The sequence below is a fragment of the Nostoc sp. genome, from assembly GCF_036918015.1.
Classification (GTDB): domain Bacteria; phylum Cyanobacteriota; class Cyanobacteriia; order Cyanobacteriales; family Nostocaceae; genus Nostoc.
Map to the genome: position 1 here is coordinate 1 of NZ_JBALEO010000068.1, position 13,232 is coordinate 13,232.

Genomic DNA, 13,232 nt, shown 5'->3' on the forward strand with positions numbered 1-13,232 from the left:
AGAGTGAGTGCGATCGCCTTGCAGAAAACCTCAAAAATAAGGTAATTGTCAGTTGTGTAAGAGTGAGTGCGATCGCCTTGCAGAAAACCTCAAAAATAAGGTAATTGTCAGTTGTGTAAGAGTGAGTGCGATCGCCTTGCAGAAAACCTCAAAAGTAAAGCGATCGCCTATTGTGGAAGAGTGAGCGCTCGCCTTACAGAAAATCTCAAAAACAAAGCGTAGATACGTAACAGGAGACGCTCCGCCTATTGTGGATTGAGGACTTATCGTGAAAAGTCAGGTGCAAAATTTTTTATATATCTTTGTTAATCCGAGTAATTTTTTGGGAACTATATATGAAGGTTAAGATACTTTCATTCATTTTAGGTTAAAACTTATGGAAACACAAGCACTCAAACAACCTACTCGTTTAGTTGCTTTAGATACAGAGATTTTTAATAAAGCTAAATTTAACTATCAATCAACCAGTTTTAGACAACTGACTAAATTAGCTAAAGATAAAAAAATTGCTCTTTATTTAACTACTATTAATCAGCAAGAAATATTATCTCAGCTAGAAAAATATTCAAACGAATCTGTTTTGGCTTTGAAAAGCTTGCATAAAGATTTTCGTAAGAAAGCTTTTATTATACATAACTCGAATCGGTATAGACATTTATTAAATTTACGCTTGAATGAGCAGGATCTCTATAAAGAATTAATAGAGCAATACAACAATTTTATAAAAGAAGCAGAAGTTAATATATTATCAGTAGATACTGTTCCTGTAGAAGATATTTTTAATAAATATTTTAATTTCACTCCTCCTTTTAAACATGGAGAAAAAAAATACGAGTTTCCAGATGCATTTGCTATAGCAGCAATAGAAATAAAAGCTAAATCTGAAGATAGAATAATTTACGTTATTAGCGGAGATAAAGATTGGAAAGATGCTGTTTGTCTTAACGAAAATTTGATATATCAAGAAAATATTGATGAATTCTTAGAAGAAATAATAACAATAGAAAAAGAATCAGAAGAAATTGATTTATGCAATGAAATACTTGAAGATAATTTGCCGAAAATTGAAGCAATAATATCAAATAATTTTATTATAAAAGAGTTTTCATTTAGTAGCTATTTTGATAATGGATTATTTGAGCCTGGTAGTGAAAACATAGATTTTGTAGAAGTAGATGCAATAGAAGTCATTGAAAAATATATTGTAGATATTGATGATGAAGATGCTGAAAATCCAGTAGTTACATTTGAATTAATAGTCAAGGTTAGTTATGCGGCAGATGTTAGCTTCAATAGTACTGAAAATGCTGTTTGGGTTGGAGAAGATGAGACGTATTATGGTGATTTGAGACATATTGAAGGAAAAGTACAGCAGCAAAGTATATTACCTGTTGAAGTAATAATTCAACTATCAAGAGATAAATCATATAATTTACAATTTAATTCTCTTCATGAGGCTATTCTAGACCCTAACAATACTGTGCCAACTATAGAACTTAAATCCGATAATTTTGAGGTAAGTTACGAGGATGATGATCCATATCTAGAGGAATATGAATAAGATTAGAGGGAAAATGATAATTATACAAAACAATTTACTCTAAACCAATGTCATAACTTGCTCATATTCTTCTTTATGGCTTTGCAAAGCATCCCAAAGATCGACTTTTTGCTGAAGATTAAGCCAAAGTCTTGGGCCATTTCCTAAAGCTTTACCAAGACGTATTGCTATATCTACTGTAATTGACCTTTGACCATTAATAATTTCTTCAATTGTTTGATTAGATACTCCTAAAATTTCTGCAAAATTTGCGGTATTAATATCTAAATCATCTAAAATATCTGCAATTACTTCACCAGGATGTATTGGTCTTACTAATCTAGTATCAGTAATATCTTGCCAATTATCCATAATTAATACTTCTTACTTAATAATTTGGTCAACCTTATGTATCATTGTCTAGCCAATTAAGATCATATTAACACAGGAATTAATGATAATCTTCAAGATTGACATCATAAGCATCGCCATCTTTAAATTTAAAAGTTATACGCCAGTTTGCTGATACCTTAATTGACCAAGTTCCTTTCCTGTCTCCTTTTAATTCATGTAAATCATAACCCGGTAATCTAATATCTTCTACAATTAACGCTGAGTCTATAACTTCAAGTCTGATTCTAATTTTCTTTTCTAAGTTTGCAGGAACTCCTTTATTAAAATTTTCTCTAAATAAATTTTCTAATGCTTTATTTTGAAATGTTTGAATCATTTATATTTCATTTTTTAACCTTATTTAATTATTAAGGCAGGCATAAAGCCTGCCCATGTAATCTTAGTCTATCCCTTCAATCCGGTCTTCAACTTCTTGGTACAACTCGCGCAGACGATCTAAATTATCCTCGCTAGTCTCCCAATAACCGCGTCCATTCACTTCCAACAAAGTTGATACAATCTTGCGGAAAGAATGGGGATTAAGGTTCAGCAACCGTTTCTGCATTTCTTCATCTTTGATGAAGGTTTCGTTAGTATCCTCATAAATCCAGTTATCCACAGCGCCAGCAGTCGCACTCCAACCCGTTGTATTCACCAACCGCTTGGAGAGTTCGCGCACACCTTCGTAACCGTGAGACAGCATCCCCTCGTACCATTTGGGATTTAATAATTTGGTACGCGCATCCAAACGCACGGTTTCTGATAATGTCCGCACTTGGGCGTTAGCTGTAGTTGTATCTGCAATATAAGATGCTGGTTTTTTACCATCACCCCGCAGACTTGCCACCAGCTTAGTGGGATCTGAATCGAAGTAGTGGGAAACATCCGTTAAGCTAATCTCGGAAGAATCGAGATTTTGGAAAGTTGCATCAGCAGTTTTTAATGTACTTTCAAAAATCTGCCGGGATTCGTCCATGATTCCGGGGTTATCGGAATTGAAGGAGAAGGATTTCCGGTTAAGATACATTTCCTGCAACTCGGCTTCGCTATCCCAAGTGCTGTTTTCTACCGCCAAGTTGATATTTGACGAGTAGGAACCAGAAGCGTTGGAGAAAACGCGCGTCGCTGCTTGACGCAGATTAATCCCCATATCTTCAGCTTGCTGCAAAGCGTGTTTGCGAACAAAGTTCATTTCTAAGGGTTCATCTGCCTCAGCCGCCATCTTCACGCCTTGGTCTAGCAGGTTCATTTGGTTGATGAACAAGTCGCGGAATACACCAGAACAGTTGATTACCACATCAATTCTGGGTCGTCCCAACTCTTCTAAAGATATCAATTCCAACTTGTTCACCCGTCCCAAGGCATCGGGAACTGGACGCACGCCCACCATCCACATAATTTGTGCTAGGGATTCACCGTAAGTTTTGATGTTATCGGTTCCCCAGAGGACGCAGGCAATGGTTTCTGGCCATTTTCCTTCATTTTCCGCCTTGTTACGGATCAAAAGCCTATCTACGACGATTTTGGCTGATTGGACTGCTGCTGTTGTGGGGATGGATTGCGGATCTAAAGCATGGATATTCTTACCTGTGGGCAATACATCCGGGTTGCGGATCGGATCGCCACCAGGGCCAGGTAGGATGTATTCACCTTCCAAGCCTCTGAGTAATGCTCCTAGTTCGTTATCGGCACAAACTTGTTGCAGGCAGAATTCCAAATACTCAAATAGGGGTTTTAGGGCTGCGCCATCAACTTTGGGATAACCTGCTTTATGCAATGCTTCTACCCAAGGTTCCTTTTTACCCATGTTGAAGAAATTCAACCGGGAAACCAGAGAAACTCGTCCTTCGGCGTCGATTTGCTCTTGAACAAGGGCGCTAACTGCTGCACGGGTTGCCAAGGTGATATCTTGCAATAACTGGACATCTTCTAAAATGCCTCTGTCATTATTTTGGTATATATCGTCAATGTTACGCCCAATGCTGTTAGCGATAATTCCCGGTAAGCCTTGAAGTCCTTCTTCTTGACGATCTAGACTAGCAATATTAACCAGAGTTGCGATCGCTTCTTCTGCACTTGGCGGTTTACCAATGACGTGTAAACCACAAGGCAACAACCGTGACTCAATTTCCATCAACTTGCGGTAGACGTTGCCAACAATATTATCCCGCTCTTCGGTACTCATGTCTCTGGCATCGGTTTCTGGCAGATTAATATCCTTATCCAGATTCACGATCCGGCATTTATCCATGATGCTGTTGACAATGGAAACACCGCGTCCACTATCTTTCAAGGTTTGGTAGGAAGCAATTAACTCGCTGAGTTCCTTCAAACCTTTATACAAACCAGCATTTTCTGCCGGCGGTGTCAAGTAAGAAATTGTTTCGGCATAACTCCGGCGTTTGGCAATTGTCGCTTCACTCGGATTATTAGCTGCGTAGTAATACAAGTTGGGAATTGAGCCAATCAAGTTATCTGGATAACAGTCACCAGACATCCCCATCTGTTTACCTGGCATGAATTCCAAGGAACCGTGTGTACCAAAGTGCAGTACAGCATCAGCTTTCCAAACTTGCTCTAGGTAAGTGTAGTAGGCAGCAAAACCGTGGTGAGGACTAGCTGAACGCGAGAATAACAGCCGCATCGGGTCGCCTTCGTAACCAAATGTGGGTTGGACACCGATGAAGACGTTACCAAATTGCTTACCATAAATTAGCAAGTTTTGCCCATCACTGTTGAGATGTCCAGGAGGTGGGCCCCAGTTTTCCTCTAAGCGGTGAGAGTAAGGGGTTAGCGCTTCATACTCAGGAACCGACATTTTGTAAGCAACGTTCAGTTCTGGGCTGTTGTACTGCGCCTGTGCGTCATGAATGACTTCTTGCATCAACGCTTGGGCTGATTCTGGCAATTCTGGTAAGTCGTAGCCGTTATTTTTGAGGGCTTTCATCACCTCGTAGATGGAACCGAATACATCTAAATAAGCGGCGGTTCCCACGTTGCCTTTATCTGGCGGAAAACTGAAAACGGTGATGGCGACTTTTTTATCCAGTTTCGGCTTGCGGCGGAGGTTAGCCCATTTTAAGGCGCGTTCGGCGACAGCTTCAACGCGATCGCGGAGTGCGATCGCTTTCCCTGTAGTTCCATCTCTACCCGATAATATAATCGGCTCAATTGCTCCATCCAATTCAGGAATTGCAATTTGCAAAGCTACTTGAATTGGATGTAACCCTAAATCGCTATCCATCCACTCTTCTGTGGTTTGGAATACTAAGGGTAACGCCACCATGTAAGGACGGTTTAAGCGTTTGAGTGATTCAATTGCCTTGGGATGATCTTGTCTAGCTGGGCCACCTACTAAAGCAAAACCAGTCAGCGAGATCACTGCATCTACTAACTGTATCTTGGTAATTGGTTCGTAGAAGTAAGCATCTACAGGCTTGGAGAAATCCAAACCACCAGCAAACACAGGTAGTACCCGTGCGCCTAATGCTTCCAACTCCTGCACCATTGCCACATAATGGGCATCATCCCCTGTAACTAGGTGAGTGCGTTGTAATACCAACCCGACACAAGGAGCTAGGGGATCTTTGAGATCGCTAGAAATATCCTTACGAGCTGTATACCAATTGAGATACTCTCTGACATCTTCAAACATACTAGGAGCCAAAGGATGCCAAATCCCTAAATCGGGATAAACCACCGGCTGTTCGTATGTAGAAGGTGCAAAATTTTGTTTCTCTAAACCTTTAAATACGTATTTATCAGCTAGCATCAGCAAGAAGTTTTCCAGATTTTCTGGAGAACCACCTAGCCAATACTGAAAACTGAGCATGAAATTTCGGGCATCCTGTGCCTTATCCATCGGTAAAAACTTCAGCACTTGCGGGAGGGTTCGCAAAAGCTTCAGCATCCCATCTTGGAATCCCGCACCGGATTTTTCTTTGCGTTTCCGCATGAATTGGGCGATCGCACTTTTTGACTGACCCAACTGTGCTAAAGAAAAGCTGCCCATTTTACTTAGGCGCATTACCTCTGGCATGGAGGGAAAGACAACAGAAACATCCAGGCGATCGCGGTGTGGTTCTACTGCTGCTACTACTTTCTGTGCTAAGTCTTCGATGAAAATGAGGGAAGCGATGAAGATATTCGCACCCTCAATTTCTCGTTTGAACTCTTCGTAGTTCTCTGGGTCGCGGAGTTCCTCAATCAAGTACCCGCTGATTTCAATCGCCAAGTTGGGATTGTTCGCGTTAATCGTGCGAACTGCTTGCGACAAAGCACTCTGGTACTGGGACTCAAGCACGACATAGACCACCTTGATTAAACTACGTCCGCGTAAGTTATCAGGCGCAATGTGTCTAATGGTGGACTTGACGTGTGTGAACATGCTTCTTCGGCTCCTTTGATGCGTGTTCTCTGAAGGAAGTTCCTCGCGGCATCATCAGCCACAAGTAACTTGTGAACTTTTAGGCAATATCTGTTTTTTATCAGAAAATGCTTGCCCAGTAGGCATTTTATCGTCTATCTGACACAATTCGATATAAAAAACGAAATATTTCTTTGTAATTGTTGACTTTATATAAAAGTGTTAGCTCACATTAATGTAAATATTTTGTAATACTATTTAATAGTTAAATAGTTATTTAAAGATATTATCCTATCTAAAAAACAAAACCCGCTTTTGCGGGTTGTAAAGTTGGTATTTTATTTGGCGAAATGCTTAGGCGTAGGTGGTCGTAGACATCGCCTAGAGAATAAAACTAGTAAAATCGAAAAATACTGGAGAGAAATATGAAAATTATCTATGACCCAGAAGTAGATATATTAAGAATTATATTGAGTGATGTATCCATAGAAGATAGTGACGAAGAAAAACCAGGGATAATTTTAGATTACGACGAAGATGGAAATATTATCGCCCTAGAAATATTAGACGCTTCCAAAAGAATCGATAATCCACGTTCCCTAGAGTATTCGATTTCTACATAATAGAGGTTTGAGAGGGTTAGCGTACAGCTTTTCGTATCTTTGAAGCGATCCTATTTTAAGCACAGACACTAAGACACAAAGATCAAAATATCTAACCTTCCCGCACCATCCAAACCAACATTCCTAATAATATTTCCACTGGCGGAACTGTATAATCATTCAAATCAATACTCAATGTTTGCCCTTCTAATTTCAAAAATCGCCAAGCCGTACCACTGCTGACGCTGCCATAAATTGTTTTAATCGGTATATTATTGATTTCATTAAACTTTTGCGCGGCAATCATCTCTGCTGCACATTGCCCTAAACCAGGTTTTAAATCACCTTTTTTGGCTTCAATAATCACGATCGCAGGAGCTTCAATAAATATTTGTTCGGGTGAGCGGCTAATTAAAAAATCACATACTCCACTTAAGCCTAGCTCCGGTGCGACGGTAAAATCTTCACCTGAAAAAAAGCTGACTTTGCGTTCGAGAATTTTCCGAACTTCTACAAGAATTGGACTAATAATTAACTCTGAGCGAGCTTTTTCTGAACCAGTTGCTGTTGCTAATGGTAGTCCTTCGCTTAGTGCTTCTTTGAGGTATAAACTAGGTTCTATGGACTGGGTTTCGGGTAAAAAACGTCCATTTTCAACCGTAGTTAAGTTAAAGTCGCGTTTTACTTTTGACAGCGAGAAGTCACTATAAGACATTATAAATATGATTGAATATTAATCTATAATTATTCATCCTATCGCGTTTATAGGTGTTTTGTTGGGAATGGAATCAACAAGAGCGATCGCCTTGTCCAAATGCTGTGTCAAAGAGGCCGCGATCGCTCTTTTTACTCAGAAATCGATAGAGTTCAGGGAAATGCGATCGCAATTAGAATTTGGGATTCTAATTTATCGGATAGGTAATTCAATCACAAACTCTGTACCCTCACCTTGTGTTGAATGGCAACTTAGCTTACCGCGATGATTATTAACTACAATTTGGTAAGCAATAGATAAACCTAGTCCTGTTCCTTTACCGATGACTTTTGTAGTGTAGAAAGCATCGAATATCTTTGTCCGGTTTGCTTCACTGATTCCTGAGCCATTGTCTGCAATTCTGAGAATAACTCGCTCTCCAATTGCTTCAGTTTTAATCCAAATCATACCAATATGTCTAACATTATCATCAAAATATTGATGTTTTTGTATTTCTTCAATTGCATCTATTGCATTACCAATCAAATTCATAAAAACCTGATTTAGTTCGCCTGGATAGCACTCAATAAGCGGCAATTCTCCATATTCTTTACTTAGTTGGATTGCCGGACGATGAGTATTTGCTTTGAGTCGATGTCCAAGAATGAGTAGCGTAGTTTCTAACCCCTCATGCAGGTTAGCACTTTTCTTCCCTGCTTCTCCGTGTCGAGAGAACTTATTCAATGATGACACAATTTCTGTAACGCGATCTGTACCTACTTGCATAGATTGAATAATTTTGGATAAATCATTCAATAAATAATTTATATCTTTTGTTTTAATAGCATTTTTAATTTCAGTTGGGGGATCGGGCAGATACTTTTGATATAGTTCAAGTAAATTAACAATTTCTTGGAAATATTGTTCAATAAAATTTAAATTACCAGCAATAAAATTGATAGGATTATTTACTTCATGGGCAATTCCTGCTGTCATTTGACCCAAGGTTGCAACCTTTTCTGCTTGAACTAGTTGGGTTTGCGCCTGTTGTAATTCGGCATTTTTGGCCATCAAGGTTTTCGTCAAATTTCTCAGCTTAAGTTGATGCTCTACTCGCACCAAGACCTCTTCATACTGAAAAGGTTTAGTAATATAATCTACGGCTCCCAGTCTCAATACCAAAACTAAATGGCACTCTAATTGATGCAGTAATTCATCTGCCTGTATCGGTTTACTCAAAAAGGTGTCACCTCCTGCTTGCAGACTGCGATGTTGGTCGGCTTCAAAGACACTAGCAGAAGAGACGATAATCTTGACATCCTGGATATCTGGGGTATGACGCAGGTGTTTAATCAATTCAAACCCATCCATTTCTGGCATCAGCAAATCTGTAATCACCAAGTCTGGTTTCAGAGCGATCGCTTTTTCTAAACCTTCTTTACCATTGATGGCTTCAACCACACTGAAACCCAATGGTTGCAATAAGTTTGTAATTACTGTGCGATTCTCCCAGCGATCGTCCACCATCAGGATGGTGCGCGGACTACCTTCAAAGCCAATGATTTGTCCCTTGGATGCAGTCATCGCAGACTGTACCCATTCCCTGGCTTGGGCGATCGCAATTTCAAACCAGAAAGTACTACCCTGACCAATCTCACTTTTAACCTGGATATCGCTACCCATCATCTGCACCAACTGCCGAGTAATAGCTAAACCTAGCCCTGTCCCTTCTATCTGATGCTTTTTCTCACCTACTTGTTCAAATGGCAAAAAAATGTTGTCTAATTGGGTTGGAGTTATGCCAATTCCTGTGTCTTTTACACTAAAGTGAATGCGATATTTCTCTGTCTGTCCATCAGCAAGAAGTTGCTCGATTACCTCAACCTTGAAGCTAACCTTACCCTCATCGGTAAATTTAATGGCATTTCCCAGCAGATTCAAGAGAATCTGACGTAACCTTTTGACATCGACATGAACCCCTGTGGGTAAGTTGCTGGCGGGTTCATAGACAAACAAAATGCCTTTTTGTTCTGCCCGAATCTGACAAATTTCTACAATACCCTGTAAAAAAGATGGAAAATGAACATCTTGAGGATGGAGTTCCAGTTTTCGCGCTTCAATTTTGGAAAGATCCAAAATGTCATTAATTAAAGTCAGTAGATGAGAGCCACACTGTTCAATAATGTTTACATGATATTGCTCTGACTCTGGCAAACCTTTGGAACGCAGCAAAATTTGAGCGCAACCCAAAATACCATTCAAAGGCGTTCGCAGTTCATGGCTCATGTTGGCTAAAAATTCGCTCTTAGCCCGGTTTGCGGTATCAGCCGCTGCTTTAGATTTTTTCAGTTGAGCTTGTTCAAACGCTTGCACTTGCCACAATACAGCAATCATCGTCACTGTCAATCCGCCCACAATTAGGGCGATCAGATCGAGGAATTGTAGCCGAGATTCAATATTTTGGCGCGGAATTACCAAAGCTACAGACCAATTAGCTTCTCGCAAGGGCACATAAGCAACATACTTTTTAGTGCCGTCAATTTCCATCAACTGAATTCCCTGTTGTTTTTTTACCATTCGCTGCGCGATCGCATTTAAATTGCGATCTGGAATTTTCAGCAGACTAGGTGCAGGTTTTTCTACCGTTGACATTAACGTTGAGTTGGGATGGACGATCGCTTCTCCTTGAGAATTGAGAGCGAAGGCATAGCTGTTATTGCCGTAGTGCAGCGAGTTTACCACCTTTGCAATGCGATCGACTTTAACATTGCCTTGGAAGACGCCAATCGGTGAACGATTGGTAGGAGAGTTTGACCAGATTGGGGTGGCGATCGCAATTAATGGAATGCCTGTGGAACGGCTGATAAAGGGATCGGAAATGTTGCTTTTTCCGGCTAGTGCTTTTTGAAAGTAATCTCGATCCTTAATATTCTTATTTGACCGACCAACCTTAGTATTAGAAAATGAACCATCCGGGATAACTATTTGGAAAAAGAAAAATTCATCGATTCTTTCAACTTCTGACTTTAAATAAGGTTCTGCCACAGACCAGTCTAAGGAGCGTACAGTTGAAGTATGAGCAAGGGTTTGCACCTCGACTTTACGAACGTGTAACCACTCCTCAATTTCATCAACCCCTCTCTGTACCTCTAAAAAAGCCTTTACTCTCAAGTCTTCTAGAGTTATTTTCCGAGCAGCCTGATAGCTAAAATAAGCAGAAATACTCACAATAAGAGTAGTGCCGCCAAGAATAAATCGAATCAGTAAATTGCGTGAGGAATGCATTTTAGTATCAGACGCCTTTTATCAAAGTTTTCACCCTCTAAACAATGTGTTTAGTAAGCAAAAAAGGGCTATATTTAGATTGCCCAAAAAATTATTGATAATCGCAGTTTTAATGTTTATCTATAGTAAAATAATCAATATATTTATATAGCGATTAGATTTTATTTTTTAATAAAGACTACGAAATCATACTTAGAAGGAAACCTATCTAATCTGTCTGGCAAACACTGCAAGTATGTTTTTGCCTATTTATCTGTGGTGAGGATTTCCGTGGTATTGTCACCTTGCTAAAATGCCAGTGTTAAAGAAACAGCAATTAGTAACAGACCAAATGCCGCTCGCTCAGTGTAAACACAAAACCACTGTAATTACAATGTGGACGCACTGCAACGATCGAAATTGTGCCAAATTCAAAATTTAAAATTTAGGATTGGAATGCATCCTGACTGTAAACTCTATGCAAATTAAATGTAGAGTAGGTTATAAAATTGCACTAACAAGGTACAGTATATACCCATAGCATCGGCACGAATTTATTAATATTTGTCTCTTGATTAATGACCTCTAACTTCTAACCATTAACTAATGACTCAAGTAGATATTCTCATCTTATCAAATGGCCCCGGTGAAGTAACAACCTGGGTGCGTCCGGTAGTAAAGGCGTTGCGGCAAGAATTAGGGGACGACCATTCTTTAGCGAGGATTTCTGTGATATTATCACCATGCTCAAATGCTAGTGGGAAAGAAGCAGCGATCGCTCTTTCTTACCCAGAAGTAGATAGAGTTCAGGGAGCAGAACATTTTTGGCAATTTTTGCTTTGGGGCAAAACATTTGAAAATTGGGATTGGAGAAGTCGCGGTATTATCGTTTTTTTGGGCGGCGATCAAATTTTTCCAGTGATTATAGGCAAAAAGCTCGGATATCGCACAGTAGTTTACGCCGAATGGGAAGCCAGGTGGCATAACTGGATCGATCGCTTTGGAATCATGAAACCCGAAGTTGCAGCCCGTGTCCCCCAGAAATATGCTCACAAATTCACTGTTGTCGGTGATTTGATGCTAGAAGCTAGTAGTCATTCGTCATTAGTCATTGGTCATTTGTCCTTAGCAAACGACAAAGGACAAATGACTAATGACATAGATGCGTCAACGGCTACTCTTCGAGAACGCCAAGGGCGAACCCACAAGGTAGGACAAAAGACTGAATTGATTGGTTTACTCCCTGGTTCAAAAGCAGCAAAATTAGCCCAAGGAGTACCATTATCTTTAGCTATTGCCGAATACGTTCATGCAAAAAGACCCCAAACTAAATTTGTGATTCCTGTAGCGCCAACTTTGGATTTACAAACTTTAGCTAGTTTTGCCGATCGCCAAAAGAACTCTATTGCTGAAACCTTTAGCTTTGGCGGTGCTTCCTTAATTGTCCCAGAGGATTATAAAGGCAAGGCATTGCTCAAAACAACAACGGGCTTAACTGTGGAACTGTGTCAAGAAAACCCTGCATATCACTTATTATCCCAGTGCTGTATCTGCTTGACTACCGTGGGGGCAAACACTGCCGAACTTGGTGCTTTAGGAGTGCCAATGATTGTTTTACTACCAACGCAGCAACTTGATGCTATGCGTTCTTGGGATGGTTTACCTGGATTGTTAGCAAATCTGCCAGTAGTCGGTACGCTATGCGCTAAGGTGATTAATTGGTCATTTCTGAGATTTGTGAGACACAAAGGTTTATTAGCATGGCCAAATATCTGGGCACAGGAAGAGATAGTCCCAGAAATTATGGGTAAAGTTCAACCGCAAGAAGTTGGGGAAATGGTTTTAAATTTTTTGGCGAATCCAGAAAAATTGGATGATATGCGCGCTAAACTCCGTAATATTCGCGGTGAAAGCGGTGCAGCCCAGAAGATAGCACAGATTGTTGCTGAGGAAATTGGGAAGTAGAAACAGATCGGCAGAATTTAATTTGAATTTTGAATAGTGGGACTTAGACAAAAATTAAGCCCAAATGTAGCCCAAACTGGCTTTATAAGTAACAAACACATCACGATAGATGGTCAACCAATCGAAAAATCGAAAAGGTATAGCCGTGTTGGCTTACGCTTTCGGTTGGGAATTATAGAAAGTAATACTTTAAATACAATTATCCTGATGCGATTTTTTTTAGTACCCGCTTATACAAGTATTTTATTGGTAACTCTTTTAGCTGGGTGTTCATCACCACAAAAAGTGCAATTAACAGTACAATCACCCATTTCCTCGCCAAACGCTGAATCATCTTTGCCTCTAAATAATTCTAAAATTTCATCAGAATCGCCTAAAAATACTTTTCAAGATGCACTAGATACAGCT

Annotated in this window: 8 protein-coding genes and 1 pseudogene; 3 read left to right on the forward strand and 6 right to left on the reverse strand. The window is 39.9% G+C overall.

Annotated elements, in window-relative coordinates; all coding sequences use genetic code 11:
* Positions 1-376 precede the first annotated feature (376 nt).
* Entirely contained in the window at positions 377-1,561 is a 1,185-nt protein-coding gene (locus tag V7K61_RS16660) for a PIN domain-containing protein (protein ID WP_335054763.1), read from the forward strand.
* 39 nt (positions 1,562-1,600) lie between these two features.
* On the opposite strand, the gene V7K61_RS16665 is transcribed toward V7K61_RS16660, so the two are convergent.
* The 3 genes from V7K61_RS16665 to V7K61_RS16675 all read right to left on the reverse strand — a co-directional run bounded on the left by V7K61_RS16665 (position 1,601) and on the right by V7K61_RS16675 (position 6,320).
* Positions 1,601-1,912 carry a HigA family addiction module antitoxin gene (locus V7K61_RS16665; RefSeq protein WP_334956694.1) on the reverse strand — a complete coding sequence of 104 codons (312 nt, stop codon included), beginning with the start codon at positions 1,910-1,912 and terminating at the stop codon, positions 1,601-1,603.
* A 79-nt stretch (positions 1,913-1,991) separates the two neighbouring features.
* Positions 1,992-2,270 carry a type II toxin-antitoxin system RelE/ParE family toxin gene (locus V7K61_RS16670; RefSeq protein WP_335054765.1) on the reverse strand — a complete coding sequence of 93 codons (279 nt, stop codon included), beginning with the start codon at positions 2,268-2,270 and terminating at the stop codon, positions 1,992-1,994.
* 63 nt (positions 2,271-2,333) lie between these two features.
* On the reverse strand, positions 2,334-6,320 hold the full coding sequence (locus tag V7K61_RS16675; RefSeq protein ID WP_335054767.1) for a magnesium chelatase subunit H: 3,987 nt from the start codon (positions 6,318-6,320) through the stop codon (positions 2,334-2,336).
* Between the two features lie 404 nt (positions 6,321-6,724).
* On the opposite strand from V7K61_RS16675, the gene V7K61_RS16680 reads away from it, so the two are divergent.
* Entirely contained in the window at positions 6,725-6,922 is a 198-nt protein-coding gene (locus tag V7K61_RS16680) for a DUF2283 domain-containing protein (RefSeq protein ID WP_335054769.1), read from the forward strand.
* A 91-nt stretch (positions 6,923-7,013) separates the two neighbouring features.
* Here V7K61_RS16680 and V7K61_RS16685 read toward each other — a convergent pair whose 3' ends face one another.
* From V7K61_RS16685 to V7K61_RS16695, 3 genes and pseudogenes are all read right to left on the reverse strand, one after another.
* Positions 7,014-7,616, reverse strand: a complete 603-nt coding sequence (locus tag V7K61_RS16685; RefSeq protein ID WP_335054771.1) for a hypothetical protein — start codon at positions 7,614-7,616, stop codon at positions 7,014-7,016.
* Between the two features lie 192 nt (positions 7,617-7,808).
* Positions 7,809-8,666 carry a sensor histidine kinase gene (locus V7K61_RS16690; RefSeq protein ID WP_335054978.1) on the reverse strand — a complete coding sequence of 286 codons (858 nt, stop codon included), beginning with the start codon at positions 8,664-8,666 and terminating at the stop codon, positions 7,809-7,811.
* Between the two features lie 105 nt (positions 8,667-8,771).
* A pseudogene (locus tag V7K61_RS16695) lies at positions 8,772-10,880 on the reverse strand (ATP-binding protein); the annotation flags it as partial.
* A gap of 585 nt (positions 10,881-11,465) precedes the next feature.
* On the opposite strand from V7K61_RS16695, the gene V7K61_RS16700 reads away from it, so the two are divergent.
* Positions 11,466-12,824, forward strand: a complete 1,359-nt coding sequence (locus V7K61_RS16700) for a lipid-A-disaccharide synthase (protein ID WP_335054773.1) — start codon at positions 11,466-11,468, stop codon at positions 12,822-12,824.
* Positions 12,825-13,232 lie beyond the last annotated feature (408 nt).